The sequence below is a fragment of the Pseudomonas sp. ME-P-057 genome, from assembly GCF_030208975.1.
Lineage (GTDB): Bacteria > Pseudomonadota > Gammaproteobacteria > Pseudomonadales > Pseudomonadaceae > Aquipseudomonas > Aquipseudomonas lutea.
The window spans coordinates 36,589-52,848 of sequence record NZ_JARVSX010000015.1 but is presented as its reverse complement, the minus strand read 5'-3'; the positions used below and the strand labels follow the sequence as shown (position 1 = coordinate 52,848).

At 62.2% G+C, this 16,260-nt stretch carries 15 protein-coding genes and 1 pseudogene; 6 read left to right on the top strand and 10 right to left on the bottom strand.

The features are described 5' to 3' along the window. Nucleotides 1-46 precede the first annotated feature (46 nt). Nucleotides 47-1,180: pseudogene (locus QRN48_RS25330) on the top strand (HAMP domain-containing protein); the annotation flags it as partial. A gap of 27 nt (nucleotides 1,181-1,207) precedes the next feature. Next, nucleotides 1,208-2,053, top strand: a complete 846-nt coding sequence (locus QRN48_RS25325) for a methyl-accepting chemotaxis protein (RefSeq protein WP_420806898.1) — start codon at nucleotides 1,208-1,210, stop codon at nucleotides 2,051-2,053. 400 nt (nucleotides 2,054-2,453) lie between these two features. Here the strand turns inward: QRN48_RS25325 and QRN48_RS07920 are convergent, their stop codons facing one another. From QRN48_RS07920 to ppnN, 3 genes are all read right to left on the bottom strand, one after another. After that, on the bottom strand, nucleotides 2,454-2,900 hold the full coding sequence (locus tag QRN48_RS07920; RefSeq protein WP_285349899.1) for a CBS domain-containing protein: 447 nt from the start codon (nucleotides 2,898-2,900) through the stop codon (nucleotides 2,454-2,456). 211 nt (nucleotides 2,901-3,111) lie between these two features. Then, nucleotides 3,112-3,705 carry a GNAT family N-acetyltransferase gene (locus QRN48_RS07915; protein WP_285349897.1) on the bottom strand — a complete coding sequence of 198 codons (594 nt, stop codon included), beginning with the start codon at nucleotides 3,703-3,705 and terminating at the stop codon, nucleotides 3,112-3,114. A 213-nt stretch (nucleotides 3,706-3,918) separates the two neighbouring features. Beyond that, nucleotides 3,919-5,292 (bottom strand): nucleotide 5'-monophosphate nucleosidase PpnN, encoded by a 1,374-nt coding sequence (gene ppnN / locus QRN48_RS07910; RefSeq protein WP_037010732.1) that lies wholly within the window; start codon nucleotides 5,290-5,292, stop codon nucleotides 3,919-3,921. Between the two features lie 199 nt (nucleotides 5,293-5,491). Between ppnN and QRN48_RS07905 the strand changes: the two genes are divergently transcribed. Then, nucleotides 5,492-6,010 (top strand): sterol desaturase family protein, encoded by a 519-nt coding sequence (locus QRN48_RS07905; protein ID WP_285350016.1) that lies wholly within the window; start codon nucleotides 5,492-5,494, stop codon nucleotides 6,008-6,010. Nucleotides 6,011-6,151: 141 nt separating this feature from the next. After that, nucleotides 6,152-6,871, top strand: coding sequence for a dienelactone hydrolase family protein (locus QRN48_RS07900; protein WP_285349895.1), 720 nt, complete (start codon nucleotides 6,152-6,154; stop codon nucleotides 6,869-6,871). 9 nt (nucleotides 6,872-6,880) lie between these two features. Here the strand turns inward: QRN48_RS07900 and QRN48_RS07895 are convergent, their stop codons facing one another. The 5 genes from QRN48_RS07895 to QRN48_RS07875 all read right to left on the bottom strand — a co-directional run bounded on the left by QRN48_RS07895 (nucleotide 6,881) and on the right by QRN48_RS07875 (nucleotide 11,884). Beyond that, the gene (locus tag QRN48_RS07895; protein WP_285349893.1) at nucleotides 6,881-7,600 is read right to left on the bottom strand and encodes an SDR family oxidoreductase; all 720 of its coding nucleotides are present in this window, start codon (nucleotides 7,598-7,600) and stop codon (nucleotides 6,881-6,883) included. Between the two features lie 23 nt (nucleotides 7,601-7,623). Continuing rightward, nucleotides 7,624-8,604, bottom strand: coding sequence for a sugar-binding transcriptional regulator (locus QRN48_RS07890; RefSeq protein ID WP_285349891.1), 981 nt, complete (start codon nucleotides 8,602-8,604; stop codon nucleotides 7,624-7,626). Between the two features lie 36 nt (nucleotides 8,605-8,640). Next, the gene (locus tag QRN48_RS07885; RefSeq protein ID WP_285349889.1) at nucleotides 8,641-9,507 is read right to left on the bottom strand and encodes a carbohydrate ABC transporter permease; all 867 of its coding nucleotides are present in this window, start codon (nucleotides 9,505-9,507) and stop codon (nucleotides 8,641-8,643) included. Nucleotide 9,508: 1 nt separating this feature from the next. Further along, nucleotides 9,509-10,411 (bottom strand): carbohydrate ABC transporter permease, encoded by a 903-nt coding sequence (locus QRN48_RS07880; RefSeq protein ID WP_191943509.1) that lies wholly within the window; start codon nucleotides 10,409-10,411, stop codon nucleotides 9,509-9,511. 138 nt (nucleotides 10,412-10,549) lie between these two features. Next, nucleotides 10,550-11,884: an ABC transporter substrate-binding protein gene (locus QRN48_RS07875; RefSeq protein ID WP_285349885.1), complete on the bottom strand. Its 1,335-nt coding sequence runs from the start codon at nucleotides 11,882-11,884 to the stop codon at nucleotides 10,550-10,552. A 253-nt stretch (nucleotides 11,885-12,137) separates the two neighbouring features. Between QRN48_RS07875 and QRN48_RS07870 the strand changes: the two genes are divergently transcribed. Then, the gene (locus QRN48_RS07870) at nucleotides 12,138-13,283 is read left to right on the top strand and encodes an ABC transporter ATP-binding protein (RefSeq protein WP_285349883.1); all 1,146 of its coding nucleotides are present in this window, start codon (nucleotides 12,138-12,140) and stop codon (nucleotides 13,281-13,283) included. A gap of 75 nt (nucleotides 13,284-13,358) precedes the next feature. Here the strand turns inward: QRN48_RS07870 and QRN48_RS07865 are convergent, their stop codons facing one another. Beyond that, a complete protein-coding gene (locus QRN48_RS07865; RefSeq protein ID WP_420806897.1) occupies nucleotides 13,359-14,156 on the bottom strand; it encodes a CAP domain-containing protein in 798 nt (265 codons plus the stop codon). A 287-nt stretch (nucleotides 14,157-14,443) separates the two neighbouring features. On the opposite strand from QRN48_RS07865, the gene QRN48_RS07860 reads away from it, so the two are divergent. Further along, a complete protein-coding gene (locus QRN48_RS07860) occupies nucleotides 14,444-14,971 on the top strand; it encodes a GNAT family N-acetyltransferase (RefSeq protein WP_191943506.1) in 528 nt (175 codons plus the stop codon). An 8-nt stretch (nucleotides 14,972-14,979) separates the two neighbouring features. Here the strand turns inward: QRN48_RS07860 and QRN48_RS07855 are convergent, their stop codons facing one another. Further along, a complete protein-coding gene (locus QRN48_RS07855; protein WP_285349880.1) occupies nucleotides 14,980-16,224 on the bottom strand; it encodes a M20/M25/M40 family metallo-hydrolase in 1,245 nt (414 codons plus the stop codon). Between the last annotated feature and the right edge of the window lie 36 nt (nucleotides 16,225-16,260).

The window sequence follows — 16,260 nt, the reverse complement described above, 5'->3', positions numbered from 1 at the left end:
CGATAGCTAATTTGGCGTTGTGCAAAACAACAACAAATTTCACGGCATGGGGTCGACGATGTTTAAAACAGTGCAGGCGCGCTACACGGTCATATTTGTGGCCTTGATACTGGTGATAGCGGTCATCACCGAGCAGGGGATTGTGCACTTCGTGACCCCCAAGGTTCGCGCGACTCAGGAACAGGTGGTGCTCAGCCAGGTTGACCAGATCGGCACGCGGATTCTTTCGGACCTGGCCCGTGTCGAGGCCCAGTCCCGCGCGATCACCCAGGCGGTGCCGCTGCTGGACAGCGATGGGATCGATAGCGTGCTGCCGGGGCTGGTCGATCAATACGGCGATCAGAAAGTCTTCGGCGGTGGCGTTTGGCCGATGCCCAACAAGCGCACTCAGGGGCGCAACAAACACAGCTCGTTTTATCACCGCGACGGCAGCGGCCAGTTGGTGGTGAGCACCTACTGGAACTCCGACCCTGCGCCCAATTACTGGGAACAACCCTGGCACCGTGCCGGCCAGAACGCACCCAAGGGCAAATGCGCCTGGGCCGCCGCTTACCAGGACGAAGCCAGCCCGCAGCCGCGTACCAACTGCGCGATGGGCATCTACAAGGACGGCGCGCTGTACGGCGTCTCGACCATCGACGTCACCCTGGGCTTTTTCAACGGCCTGATTCAGGACAAGGAAAAGGAAATCCAGGGGCAGGTGATGATTGTCGAGCGCGACGGCAAGATCCTGACCAACCAGAGCCGCATCCCCGGCGAGATCATTCTCAAGAACATTTCCGGTTTCAGTGGCCAGTCGATGTTTGCCAAGGCCATTCAGGACGGCTTGGGCAAAGTCTCCGGCGACGCTGTGTATTCCCAGGAATACATCGACCCGCAACTCGGTGACCTGACCTTTTTCCTGCGCCCGGTTGCTGGTACGCCGTGGGTCATCGCCACGTCGCTGCCGACCGCCATGCTCACCGCCAGCAGCACCGAAGTGCTGAAAACCCTCGGTTGGTTGCAGATTCCGCTGGTCATCGTGTTGCTGCTGGTGCTGGGTTTTGCCTTCCATCGCTTGCTGGCGCGTCTTACTGTTCTGCGCACCAACATCGACGCGCTGTCCTCGGGTGAAGCCGACCTGACGCGCCGCATTCCGATCAAGGGCGAAGACGAACTCGACGCGGTCGGGCAGTCGGTGAACAAGTTCATCGCCTTCCAGCAGGCCATGATCGTTGAAGTGCGCAGCGGCACCGAGCAGATTTCCGCCGGCTTGGTGCAGTTGCAAGAGCAGTCGCGCAACATCAACCAGATCCTCAACCGCCACGCTTCGGAGACCGATCAGGCGGTGACCGCGATCAACGAGATGAGCGCCACCGCCGACAGCGTCGCCGAAAGTGCTACGCAGACGGCGAGCTTTACCCAATCGGCCAACGATGCCGCGCAGCGCTCGCGGGACGTGGTCGACGAAGCATCGGTCAGCGTGCGGGCCTTGGTGGCAGAAGTTGAAGACGCCACCAAGTACGTGCAGGAAATGCAGGTCGACGCCAAGCGCATCACCGATGTACTCGGCGTGATTGGCGGCATTGCCCAGCAAACCAACCTGTTGGCACTTAACGCGGCCATCGAGGCAGCACGGGCGGGCGAGCAGGGTCGTGGCTTCGCGGTGGTGGCTGACGAGGTGCGGGCGCTGGCCGGTCGTACCCAGCAGAGCACCTCGGAGATCAACGAGATGCTGGCACGGCTTGAGCAGGGCGTGAGCACGGCCGTCGGCGCCATGGAGAAGACCAAGGTCAGCTGCCAGTCCACCGCCGATCGCACCTCGCGGGTCAACGAAGGGCTGGATGGCATGGCCGGTTCGGTGCTGCGTATTCACGACCTCAGCGCGCACATCGCCACGGCGGCCGAGGAGCAGAGCGCGGTGACTGAGGAGATCAACCAGAACATGATCGCCATTCGGCACATGGTTGGGGAGCTGGTGGGCTGCGGTCAGCAGACCGATACCAGCGTTGACTCGTTGATGGCGTCCAACGAACGACTAGTGGCGATGATCGATCGCTTCAAAGTCCGCTAGGCCACCGCTGGCTTCACAGCCACACCAGAAAGCCGGAGCCCCTCAAGCTCCGGTTTTTTTTGGCGGTCTATTCTCAAATGACGATTTCCCGGCTGAGGCCGGTTCTGGATGAATCCCAGTCCTGCTGATACACACAATTTCACCGTAGGAGCCGGCTTGCTGGCGAATGCATTGGGTCAGACGCTGCAGCAGTGGACGTCAAACGGGTTCGTCCGACCGCGGCCCGCAGCACGCCGGCTCCTACAGGTCCATCGGCAGCGTCCATTTTGCGGTGTAGAAAATGACGCCTTCCCGGCTGAAGCCGGTCCCACTGACCAGACCACCCTGTAGGACCGGCTTTAGCCGGGAATACGCAGGCGGTCACACTGCAAGTTTGATGTGGCCCGCCGATTGACGCCGCTCAGTAGCTCTCGCCGCGGATGTATTCCTGCATCTTTTCGATCAGCCGGGCCTGTTCCGCGATGGCGGCTTTGACCAGGTCGCCGATGGACAGCAGGCCCACCAGTTGACCCTCGTCCACCACTGGCAAGTGTCGCAGCCGCCGGTCGGTCATGATGTTCATGCACTGATCGACGGTGTGCTGCGAATCCACGGTTTGGACGTCGTGGGTCATGATGTCGCTGACCGGGGTGCCTGCCGAGGCGCGTCCTTTGAGTTCCATCTTGCGGGCGTAATCACGCTCGCTGACGATGCCCACCACCTTGCCCTCGCGTACAACCGGAACTGCGCCGATGTTTTTCTCGGCCATCAACTTGATCGCCTCAAGCACCATCTGCTCAGGCCCGACGGTGTGTACTTCGTTCTGGTGAGTGTCTTTTAACTTCAGTAGTTCGGCTACGGTCGTCATGCTGGCCTCTCCGGCGCGATTCTTGTGAGCACGGCAGGAATCGCCGTGCATAGAGAATCGTAGAGAGATGCCATTCCGGCAAGTTTGAAAGCGCCATGCAGCGCGCCAAAAGCGTCAGCCCGCCAAATCGACGGTTGCAGCGGCGCCGCGCCGACGTGCCATCCGCCAATCCGTTGCGCGCGTGCGGGCGGCTGCCGATCTTTTAGACCCGTCACACGGACTTGTCGGGCGGCGCGCGGCGGGGACGGGAAATCACCGATTCGATGTTCTTGCGCCCGATCAACAACGGACTTTTGGCTCTGCGCGAGGCCGGCATGTCGGCCAGCCATTTGTACATCACCAGGCAATCCACCAGCCCGAGGCGAGCGTGGCGGTAGGCTCTGGGCAGGCGGCCTACCACCTCAAATCCCAGCTTTTGCCAGAGCCCGACGGCCACTTCGTTGGTGGCCACGACTGAATTGAATTGCATGGCCGAGAAGCCGCTGTCCAGCGCCAGCTGCTGAGAGTGCTCGCACATCAGCCGGGCGACGCCACGACCACGCGCAGCCTGGCTGACCATATAGCCGCAGTTGCTGACATGGCTGCCGGGGCCCGCAGCGTTGGCCTTGAGGTAGTAACTGCCGAGCAGCACGCCGTCTTCCTCGGCAATCAGGGTGTGCAGCGGGTATTCCAGCCATAGGTGCAAGGCTTGCTCATACGTCAGGTCGGCGGCGTAGGCATAGGTTTCCTGCGCCTGAACCACTGCCTGGAACGTGGGCCAAAAGCCGTCGAAATCGGCGGCGGTCATGGGGCGGATGTGGATCATGAGGTTTTCCATGGATTGCGAACATCACCCGTAGGAGCCGGCTTGCTGGCGATGGGAAGGTTCATTCGCCAGTAAAGTGTCTGGATGGACACCTTCGTCCGATCGCGGGCCGGCAGCAAGCCGGCTCCCGGATGCGCTACGTTCAATCGGCAGCGTGGGAAGCTGCCGATTGTCGGGTGAGCGTATGTATCAGATAGCGCTACTTGAGTTAAGTCAGGACACCACCCGGTAGCAGGGCACATACGCCGCGCCGCCCGGCAGTTTCATCCGGTGCTGCTCGACAAAAGCCTGCAGCAGTTTGTCCAGCGGCTGCATGACCTCGGCGTCGCCATGAATTTCATACGGGCCGTGTTCCTCGATCAGGCGGATGCCTTTGTCCTTGACGTTGCCCGCAACGATGCCGGAGAACGCGCGGCGCAGGTTCGCAGCCAACTCATGCGGCGGCAGGTCTCGACGCAATTGCAGGCTGGCCATGTTGGCGTGGGTCGGGTCGAACGGACGCTGGAAGCTCTCTTCGATCTTCAGCAGCCAGTTGAAGTGGAACGCGTCCGCGCGGTCGCGGCGGAACTGGCGCACGGCGGCAAGGCCCAGGGTCATCTGGCGAGCCACTTCCGACGGGTTGTCGATGATGATCTGATAATGCTTGTGCGCTTCTTCACCCAGCGTGGCGCTGACGAAGGCGTGCAGTTGCTCCAGATACGGGGCCGTGCTCTGCGGGCCGGTGAGGATGACCGGGAACGGCAGCGCCTGGTTGTCGGGGTGCATCAGGATGCCGAGCAGGTAGAGGAATTCTTCGGCCGTGCCCGCGCCGCCGGGGAAGATGATGATGCCGTGGCCAACCCGCACGAAGGCTTCCAGACGCTTTTCGATGTCCGGCAGGATCACCAGTTCGTTGACGATCGGGTTCGGCGCCTCGGCCGCGATGATGCCCGGCTCGGTCAGGCCCAGGTAACGCCCGCCGCTGATGCGTTGTTTGGCGTGGGCAATGGTGGCGCCCTTCATCGGGCCTTTCATTACCCCCGGGCCGCAACCGGTGCAGATGTCGAGCTTGCGCAGGCCCAGCTCATGGCCGACCTTCTTGGTGTATTTGTATTCTTCGGTGTTGATCGAGTGGCCGCCCCAGCACACGACCATCTTTGGCTCGACGCCGGGGCGCAGGGTGCGGGCGTTGCGCAGCAGGTGGAAGACGTAATCAGTGATGCCTTGAGAGCTGCTCAGGTCGATGCGCTGGCTGTCGAGCTCGCTCTCGGTGTAAACGATGTCGCGCAGGGCGCTGAACAGCATCTCGCGGGTGCTGGCAATCATCTCGCCATCGACGAAGGCATCCGCCGGGGCGTTGAGCAGTTCCAGGCGCACGCCACGGTCCTGCTGATGAATACGCACCTCGAAGTCCTGATAGGCCTCAAGGATGGTTTTGGCGTTATCGACATGGGCGCCGGTGTTGAGAATGGCCAGGGCGCACTGGCGGAAGAGGGTATAAGTGCTGCCGGAGCCTGCGGCGCTGAGCTGCTGGACTTCACGTTGTGACAGGGTTTCCAGGCTGCCTTTGGGGCTGACGGTAGCGTTGATGACGTGTCTTGGAGCCATTCTTGATTCCTTGAAAGCGGTGCCGGCCGCCATGCGGGGGCAAGGCACGAATACAGTGAGCGCCCGAGGCGTTCACCCATGAGCCATTTTTTACATCGGTTGGTCAGGAAAGCAAACGTTGTAAGCGTGAATCTGGAAATTTCCCGTGACCTCGGTATGCTGCACCTCGACGCCCAGACCCATCGGCCTTCCCGACGCTATGATCTTCAACTTCACGGTTTTTCTCCTCACCCTTGTCGCCATGGAAGGTGTCGGCTTTCTGGCCCACAAGTACGTCATGCACGGCTGGGGCTGGTGCCTGCACAAGTCCCATCACGAAGAACACCTGGGCGCGTTCGAAACCAATGACTTCTATCTGCTGGCGCTGGCACTGGTGGCGATTGCCCTGATCGTCGCGGGTAACCACGGCTACGATCCCCTGCAATGGGTGGGCGCCGGGGTGACGGCGTTCGGCCTGATCTACGTGTTCGTTCACGACGGCATGGTCCACCGCCATTGGCCGGCCCGGCCACAGCCGCGCAGTCGCTACCTCAAACGTCTCTATAGCGCGCACCTGCTGCACCACTCGGTCAAAGGTCGGCGCAACAGCGTGTCGTTCGGCTTCCTGTACGCGCCTTCTGCCGCTACCTTGAAGAAACAACTGCGCAACAGCCGCGCGGCCTCTGCTACCGAGAGCAGGGGTGACGACGCCATGGGTGCCGATTTGCAGAACGGTTGAGCCTGGTGCCTGTCGAAACGTTCACTGATGTGCCGCCGACGGTACAGCGCGGCCAGACTTTGGCTGTGCTGAAACGGCGGCCTGAACCCTGTGCTTCATACTCCTTAACGTCCAATTTCGTATTCCTGCCGGGAGCATCCCATGACGCAAGCACTGACACACGCAACGGGCACCACCGTCACGTTCAAACGCCCTGACGGCAAAGAAGTGAGCGGCTATCTCGCCAGTCCGGCCAAGACCGAAGGGGCGCCGGCGGTGGTGGTCATCCAGGAGTGGTGGGGCTTGAACGATCAGATCCGCGGCGTTGCCGATCGCCTTGCCGCATCCGGTTATTTTGCGCTGGTGCCTGACCTTTACCGTGGCGAAGTAACGGTGGAGGAAGAAGAAGCCCATCACCTGATGGACAAACTCGACTTCGCCGACGCAGCAACCCAGGACATTCGCGGCGCGGTGGATTACCTCAAAGGCCACAGCCAGAAAGTCGGCGTAACCGGCTTCTGCATGGGCGGCGCGTTGACTTTGCTGGCCCTGAACTTTATTCCCGAGCTGTCCGCCGGGGTGGTGTTTTATGGCATGCCGCCGCTGGAATTCCTCGACCCTGCGGCCATCAAGGTGCCGGTGCAAGGGCATTGGGGCACCCAGGACGAGTTTTTCCCGGTGCAGGGCGTCGACCAGCTCGAAGCCAAACTCAGCGAAGGCGGCGTCGACCTGGAGTTCCACCGCTACCTGGCCCACCACGCCTTTACCAACGAAACGGCAGTCGGGCCTGGCCGGATTGCCGGTACGCAATACGATCCGGTCTGGTCGCAACTGGCATGGGACCGCACGCTGACCTTCTTCGGCCGGACACTGTGGGGCTGAGTCCGGCCCTCAACCGGCGCTGAAGCCGCCGTCCACGGTCAGGGTGATGCCGTTAATCATGCCGGCGTCGTCGCTCAGCAGAAAGGCGATGGTCGCCGCGATTTCGCCGGGCTGAACGAAACGGCCCAGCGGAATCCGGGCAAGCATCGCGCCGGCTTTTACCGGGTCGCTCCAGGCCTTGTCGGCCATGGGCGTCAGCGTCACCACCGGGTTCACGCTGTTGACGCGAATGCCGTGGGGCCCCAGCTCCACGGCCATGACCCGGGTCATGGCGTCCAGCGCCGCTTTCGAGGCGCAATAGGCCAGGTGGTCACGGGTGCCGACCGCTGCGGCGAGGCTCGAGACATTGACGATGGCGCCCGGCATGCCCCGGGCGATCAGGTCGCGGGCAACGACTTGGGCGGCCACCATCGGCGCGCGGGTGTTCACTGCTATCAAGTGATCGAAAGTCTCGACCGACGTGTCGAGGAACGATTGCAGTTCGACCACTCCAGCACAATTCACCAAGCCATCGAGCGGCAGCGCCGACATCACCGCTGCGCGGGTTGCGGCCACGTCGACCAGGTCTGCCACCAGCGCGCAATCAGCGTACGCCAGATCGTCGGGATTGCGCCCCATGGCGATAACTTCCGCGCCACAACGCTTGAGCCACTGCACGGTTTCCCGGCCAATGCCTTTGCCCGCACCGGTCACCAGAATCCGCTTGCCGTTGAAGTCATGACGGGCCATCGCCGTCTCTCCCGTGATTAATGTCAGTCGTGCTGATCGAGCAGTTGCCTGGCTGCGCGTTCGTCGATGACCAGTTCGTGGATGAAGTTACGCAGCAGCACCGCGCGAATGATGTCGGCCTTGTACGGGCCGCCGGACACCAGCACCACCTTCTTGATCCGGCGCAGGTCGTTCAGGTCCAGCGCAATGGCGCGGCGGTTCAGCGGGTGATCGACTTCGAGGCCTTCGCGGTCCAGCCAGCGACCGAGCAGATCACCCACCGCACCGGCGGCACGCAGCGAGCGCGCGTCTTCAGCGTTGACCATACCCAGTTCCAGCATCAGTGAACGCTCACTCAAGTCGCCCACCGTGATGACCGCCAGATCAGCCTGCCGCGCTTTGCCCAGCACGCCCTGGACCGAGGGTTCCGCCAGGATCATGTCGCGGTACTGCTCGGACGGTGCGAACACCGGCGCGGCGAGGTAATAGTAGGCACCCCCGAACAGCCCGGCGAAGCTCGACGCGATTTCCACGGTGTTGTTCGCCGAGCCGTAATGCAGACCGCCGAGCAGCGACAGCACGGTGAGGTCCGGCAAAGGGCGTGCGCGCAACTGGCGCACGGCCTGGCGCAACGTACGTCCCCAGCCCACCGCGACGGTGCAGCCGTCAACGAGGTATTCCTCAAGGCTCGGCGCAACGCCAACGCCCAGCACCCGGAACAGATTCGACGGGTCGTCGGGCGAGGGCACCACCGTCACGCGGCGCAGGCCGAAGCGTGCCTGCAGGCGGTCTTCCAGCGCGATGCACGCGGCCAGGGGCGAATTGATGCGGATCTGCACCACGCCGGTTTCGCGGCAGGTCGCCAGCGCCTTGTTCACCCGGACCCGGGTGATGCCGAGGCGATCGGCGATCTGCTGCTGGGTCATGTTGTTGACGTAGTAGCACCAGGCGATGCGTATGTTGTGCTGGTCCTCGGCGTGCACCGGTTCGGTGTCGGCGCCGGCTTGCGGGTAATGACTGTGCACGATGGTGTCCTTGCGATGGCCGCTAAAACAGGGTGTTTACTTCACTGCACCCATGGTCAGCCCTTGCACCAAATGCTTGGAAACCATCAGCGCGAAGATAATCACCGGGAACACAATCAGCGTGCCGGTGGCCATGATTTCGCCCCACGGCAAGTCGTAGCCGCTCATGAAGCTCGTCGCAGTCACTGGCGCAGTGCGCGCGGCGCTGCGGGTCAGCACCAGCGCATACAGCAGCTCGTTCCAGGAAAAGATAAAGGAGAAGATCGCCGAGACCGCCACTCCGGGCATCGCCAGCGGCAGGGCGATACGCCAGAAGATGGTAAAGCGCGATGCGCCCGACAGCCGCGCGGCCTCGTCCAGGTCTTTCGGTACGCCGCGAAACTGATCGGTGCAGATCCACACCACAATGGGCAGGTTGAAGGTCAGGTAAATGAGGATGAGCACCAGGTGCGTGTCGATCAGGCCCATGTTGCGCGCCATCAGGAAAATAGGCAGTGCCACCACGATCGGGCTGAGCATGCGGTTGGTGATGAACCAGAACCACAAGTCTTCCTTGCCCTTGAATTCAAACCTCGCCAGCGCATAGGCGGCCGGCGTGCCAAGCCCGACCGCCAGCACCGTGGTGCTCACCGCCACGATCAGCGAATTGCCGAGGCTGTGCAGCACGTCGCGCTCGAACAGCACTTTCACGTAATTATCCAGGTGCGGGGTAAAGGCCCAGATCGGCGGCGAGGCCAGCGCTTCGGCCTGGGTTTTGAGGCTGGTGGCGACCATCCAGTAGAACGGAAAGACCGCAAACAGAAAGATCGCCAGCAGGCCGACGAGGTGCCAGGCGTTGACCCTGGCGCGTGGCCGGACGAAAGCGGGGGAGGCCAGAGGTTTTGCAGCCGGTACGGTGGCCATGTCAGATCTCCCGGTAAACGAATTTGATGTACAGCCGAGCCAGCACGATGGTCAGGATCAGCATCAGGATGGCTTGGGCCGAGGCCACGCCTTGATCGAACACGCGAAAGCCGATGCGCTGGATGTACACGCTGACCAGTTCGGTGGCTGCGCCGGGGCCGCCACGGGTCATGGTGAACACGGTGTCGAACATCTTCAGGATGTCGGCGGTGCGCAGGATCAGGATCACCGTCGCGCTCGGCAGCAGGAAGGGCAACTGCACGTAGCGCACGATTTGCCAGCGACTGCGGGTTTCCAGGCGCGCGGCTTCTTCGATTTCATTGGGCACCATGGTCAGCCCGGCGAGCAACACCAGCGCGCAGAAGGGCGTCCACTGCCAGATGTCCATCAACGCCACTGCGATGAACGCGTTGGTGGTGTCGCCCAGCCATTCGACGGGGCCGGCATTGACCAGCGTCAGCAACGCGTTGGCCACGCCGAAATCGCGGTTGAAGATCAGCCGGCCGATCAGCCCGGCGACGGCGGGCGCTGTGGCCAGGGGAATCACCAGGCTCATGCGCGCCAGCAATTTGAAACCTGACAGCCCGGGCTTGTGCAGCATCAGCGCGATGAGCAGGCCCAGCGCCAGCTGGATGGGTACCACAGTGATCAGGAACAGCCCGGTTCGACCCAATGCCGCCCAGAACGAAGCGTCGTTCAGCACGTTGAGGTAGTTGTCGAAGCCAATGAACGGCGTCGCATCTTTGGGCCGGGCGAGGTTGTACTGGCGGAACGAGTTGACCAGCGCAAACACGGTGGGAAAGATGCCGATCAGCGCCAGTGCAACGGTGGCCGGCGCGAGAAAGGCAAACGCCGCGCGGGTGTTGTTCCACAAGGTCGGGAATGGTTTTTTGTTCTTCGGCATGGGGTTGAGTCTCGAGGCGATCAGGACAGGCGACGAGCCCCTGTAGGAGCGCGCTTGCCCGCGATGGCGATGGGTCTGCGATATGTCGTGACCTGACACACCGCAATCGCGGGCAAGCGCGCTCCTACAGGTCGCGCGCTATTTCAGCAATTTGGCTTTGCCGTCGTAATACCCTGCCTTCTTGAGGATGTCCTCCATGCGGCTGCCGATCGCCTTGGCCCCGGTCTCCACGCTCATTTTGCCGAGCATGATCGCGGTGCCGTTTTCGCCGACCACTTCGGAAATTTCAGGCCACTGCGGGAAGCGTGGGCGGTAATCAGGCACGCCGCCTTCCCACGAGGTCACCATCGGCTGCACGAACGGGTATTTCTTCTGCACCTCGGCGTCCTTGTACACCGACATGCGCCCGCTGACGCCGCCGGCTTCCAGGTACGGTTTGGCCATGGCTTCGGAGGTGACCCACTGAATGAACAGCCACGCCGCGGCTTTTTGTTTATCCTCGGATTTCGCATTGACGCCCAGGGAGAATCCACCCAACGCAGGTTTCAGCCCGGCAGGTCCTTTGGGTTCTGTGGCCACGGCAAGGCAGTCGGTGATTTTTGATTTCCCGGGGTCCGCCAGGGTGCTGTAGAACGCGGACCACTCGGTGATCATCGCCACTTTGCCTTGGGCGAGGGCGTTGACCGCTTCGTTGTGGTCGTAATCGACGATGCCCGGCGGCATGAACTTCATCAGGTCCTGGCGAAATTGCAGGCCCTGCTGAGATGCCTTGGAATTGAGGTTGGACTTGAACTTGTCGTCCAGCAGTGAGCCACCGAATGGCCAGAGGAAGCGCATGAAGCTGTCGGCGGACTGCGTTTCACCGCGTCGCGATTGCAAGGCGTAGGCGTAGCGATCCTTGCTCTTGTCAGTGAGTTTGGGCGCGTAGTCCTTGAGCAGCTCATCCCACGTCGCTGGCGGCTTGTCGAAGCCGGCGTCCTTGAGCATGCATTTGTTGTAGAAGAGCAGGCCGGAATAGTTATCGAACGGCAAGCCGTAGGTCTGTTTGTCCCAACCGCCGAACGACTCCAGCAGAATCGGGAAGAAGCCGTCGAGGTTGAGCGCAGGGTCGGCGAGCTTGGCGTCCTGCGTGAAGGTGGTGACCGGTTCGAGCCAGCCATTGCCGGCGAATTCGCCAATCCACACCACGTCCGTCAGCACCACGTCGAGCTGTTCGCCGGAGGTAAAGCTCAGCACCTCACGCTCGCGGCTGTTCTCGTAGGGAATGGTTTCGTAGCTGACTTTAATGCCGGTCTTCTTCTCGAATTCGGGCAGCAGTTTGATGGCGGCGGCGTAACCGGGACGGTCGAGGAAAATCGCCTTGATCTCGGTGCCCTTGTACGGCGCGGCCGCTTCCTCCAGCGTCCAGGCCTGTGCAGCGCCAGACCCCAGCGCAATCGACACGGCAAGGGCATTCCATACCAGCTTCTTCATTTACGTGACCTCGTTATTGTTGTGGGTGAGGGTTACGCGGGATGTGGGGGCGATCTCGTTTTTTTCGCACGTCGATGCGCCATGGCGCTCGGTGCACGGGCCTGATCCGTCCGTCTTGTGGCAGCTCCTTGACATTTGTAATTTACGAATTACAAATGATCGTAGGACGAAATGTCTGGCTGTCAAGTCGGTGCATTGCTTCGTCAACGCAGGTGCCCATTACCCCACAACAATAACTTCAGGGGACACGATTTTGACTGAGCTCAGTTTGAGTGGCGTCGAGAAAGCCTACGGCGAGATCAAGGTCTTGCATGACATCCACCTGAGCATCGAGAGCCGCGAGTTCGTGGTCTTCGTCGGGCCGTCCGGGTGTGGCAAATCGACTTTGCTGCGCTGCATCGCCGGGCTTGAGAGCATCACTCAGGGGCAGATTCGCATCGGTGCGCGGGACGTGACTTATCTGGAGCCGGCCGACCGCGGCGTGGCCATGGTCTTCCAGTCCTACGCGCTGTACCCGCACATGTCGGTCTACGACAACATCGCCTTCGGGCTGAAGATGCAAAAAACCCCAAAGGATCAGATCGAAGCCAAAGTGCGCAACGCCGCGCGCATCCTGCAGCTGGAACCGCTGCTGGATCGCAAACCCAAGGCGTTGTCGGGCGGCCAGCGTCAGCGCGTGGCCATTGGTCGCGCCATCGTGCATGAGCCTGAAGTCTTTCTGTTCGACGAGCCGCTCTCCAACCTGGACGCATCGCTGCGGGTGCAGATGCGCATCGAGATCGCCAGACTACACGCCGACTTGCAGGCGACCATGGTCTACGTGACCCATGATCAGGTCGAAGCGATGACCCTCGCTGACAAGATCGTCGTGCTCAACAAGGGCTGCATCGAACAGGTCGGCTCACCGCTGGAGCTCTACCATCATCCGCGCAACCGCTTCGTCGCAGGCTTCATCGGCTCGCCGCAGATGAGCTTTCTGCCGGTCACCGCCGTCGCAGCCGATGCCTCCGGCGTGCAGGTCAGCCTGCCGGGCGGTGGGCGGTTGCGGGTGCCAGTGAAGGGCGAGCAGATCAAGGCGGGCGATGCGTTGACCCTGGGCCTGCGTCCCGAGCATTTGTCGGAGCGTGGCGAAGGCGATGCGCAGATTCCGGTGAAAGCCCTGGTCGTCGAGCATCTCGGCGGGGAAACCTTCACCCATGCCCAGACCGACGAGGGCCATGACCTGATGATCAAGGGGGAGGGCATGTCGACGGTCAAGGCCGGTCAGCTGTTGCGGGTGGGTGTGCAGGGCCATCGCTGCCATCTGTTCGATGCGCAGGGGCAGGCGCTGGCCTATCAGCGGCATTACACGGAAGTGAGCGGCGATGACGCAGCGACTGGCTACGTCACACAGGCCTGAGCACTGACAATCTTGACAGGCCATTGGCAGGCGCCGTCCCGCCGACCGCAAGACACGCGCCTGTCACTGCGTCGGTTACTGCACGCCGAACAGCGCCGTCCAGTAGATGCCCGCGTCGCTTTTCGGGTCCACGGCGTAGGCGGCGCCCAGATCGTGAAACTGCGGGTTCATCAGGTTGGCGCAATGCCCCGGGCTGGCCAGCCAACCCTCCACCACCTTGCGTGCATTGTCCTGGCCGGCGGCGATGTTTTCGCCGATCTGCTGGCCGATGTAACCGGCCAGCTCGGCGCGGTCGCCCGGTGTTCCGCCGTTGCGGCCTTTGTGGTCAAAGTAATTGTTGTTGGCCATGGAGCGCGAATGGCTTTCGGCTGCGCTCATCAGCGTGTCGTTCCAGACCAGCGGCGCCGCGGCGGCGAATGGCTGGCCGCCGCATTGTTGCGGTTGCTTGCGCACGTCGTTGATCAGGCCCAGCAGCTTCTGGCCCTCCGCCTGGGCATTGCCCAAACCGCCTGCCAGCAGCGGCCGGGCCAGCACGATGCGCCAGTCGCGGTCGTTGCGGCTGACACCGATATCAACGAACTGCGGGTTGAGCACCACCTGACAAAAACTTTCCTGAATGGCCGCCATGGCCGCTTGCGCGTCGCGCGGGCCGGAGAGGGTGATCGCCTGGACGCTGACCATCGGGTAGGACGCCCGCGACAGCATCGGCTGCAGATCCACCGTGCCACTGGCGGGCAGGTTCAGGCGCGGGTCGCTGTTGAGCGGCGGCAGCTCGGTGGACGCCACATTGGCGCAAGGCTGAGCCTGGCTGCGGTAACTGTTGATTGACTGGATCAGCTGCGTTTCTTCGCTGGCAACGGCCGTCCCTGCCATCAGCAGCGCCAGCGGCACCGCAGCAAGACACTGGATGAATGATCTGAAACGCATGTAAATCTCCCTCGAAACTGACGCGCCCACGCTGCGCGATTTGCCGGTTGCGAATAGTCTGAGCCGCACAAACCGTGGAGGTTGCAGTCGGCAGCAGGGTTTTTGCAATAGGCGGCGGGAAAAGCCGCTGAATGAGTGCAGCGCCGGCACTGTCGTGGCGCCTGGTAATGGCGCGTTGTGACGTGGCGCGCCGAGGCGACATAATCAGCCCTCGACCCTGCGGCGTGATCCTCATGACGACCAACATCCGGCGACTGACCCCGGCAGATGCCCCGGCTTATCGAGCGCTCATGCTTGAGGCGTATGCGCTGCACCCCGACGCGTTTACTTCCGACGTGGCCGAGCGCGAAGCCTTGCCGATGGCCTGGTGGGAGAAACGGCTTGAAACCGGCGCCGACGTGACGGACGTTGTTTTCGGCGCCGTCGAGGGTCAGACCTTGTTCGGGGTCGCCGGGCTGTCCCTGGAAAACAGAAAAAAGGCCCGCCACAAATCCACCCTCTTCGGCATGTACGTGCCCCGGGCACAGCGGGGCAAAGGCATCGGGGCAGAGCTTGTTAGACGCGTGCTGGACCATGCGCGCGCGCAGCCACAGCTGGTGCTGGTGCAACTGACGGTGACGCAAGGCAATCACGGTGCGCAGGGCTTGTATGAACGGCAGGGCTTCACACCCTTTGGTGTGGAGCCCTGTGCCGTGGCGGTGGGAGAACGCTATGTGTCAAAAGTGCATATGTGGTGCGACTTGCGCTCGGCGCTGGGGTAACAGCCGGATCATTTGCCCGACAGTTGCATGATCAATGCTGCGGTCAGGTACAGCCGAGGGGCGATGCTGGACAGCTCCATGTACTCGTCATCCGCGTGCAGGCCGGCGCCGACCACGCCCATGGTTTCCAGCACCGCCGGCTTCTGACTGTCGGGGACATAGGCATAACCGGCGTCGGTGCCGAAGCGCATGGCAATCGGTTCCAGCGTGCGGCCGATCTTGCCGTAAAGCGCTTGCGCCGTTTTGGCCAGATCGTCGGTCGCGGGGTTTTTCGCCAGCGGTGGGCGGCCTTTGTCGAGGCGGAAGCTGACCTCGGTGCCGTCGATCATTTTGCTTTGCACGATGCGCTGGCCGTCCGCAAGCACGCGGTCGGATTCACTCAGGTCCGAATAACGCATGTCGCCTTCGGCCGCCGCGCTCGACGGGATGATGTTGCGCTTCTCGCCGCCTTTGATGAGCGTCCAGTTGACGGTGGTGCCCTTGGCGGGATCGCCCAGGTCTTTGAGCTGCACCAGCTGATGCGCCAGCTCCATGGCCGCATTGCGCCCGGCTTCCGGCGCGGAGCCGGCGTGGGATGATTTGCCTTTCACGTCGACGAACACGCCGTTGATGCCGTTGGTGGCGACCGTCACGGCGTCCTTGTCCGGCGGCTCGAACGAGAACACGTAGTCATGCTTGCGGGCCAGTTCGGCGATGAGGGTTCTCGAGCCCGCCGATCCGGTTTCCTCGTCGGGGTTGAACAACACCGTGAGCGTGCCGAAGTCTTTGAATTTCTCATCCTTGAGCAACTGCAAGGTGTGCAGCACCATGGCCACACCGCCTTTGGCATCAGCCACGCCCGGCCCGTAGGCGCGCTCGGCGTCAACACGGAACGGCCGTTTCGCTGCGGTTCCGGGGCCGAACACGGTGTCGTAGTGGATCATCAGCAGGAACGATTTGCTGCCCGTGCCCTTAATCGTACCGACGATATTGTCGCCTGCCGATGGCGTGGCTGGCGAGGTTTCAACGCCCGCGCCCAAGGCTTTCAAACGCTCGACCAGCACCGCGCTGACCATCTTCAGGCCGGCGGCCTGACCCGTGCCGGTGTCGATGTCCACCAGTTGCTTGACGGTTGCCAGATAAGGCTTCTGTTCGGCCTGGGCTTTTTTCAACAGAAGGTCGGGGGCGACTTCGGCGGCGTTGGCGGCCTGGATGCCGCAGCTGAAAATGGCGGCAAGAATGGAAGCGGTCAGTGCGTTGCGTCGAACGTGCATGCTGGATCCCTCAGATGATGTACGAGCCATTGTGAT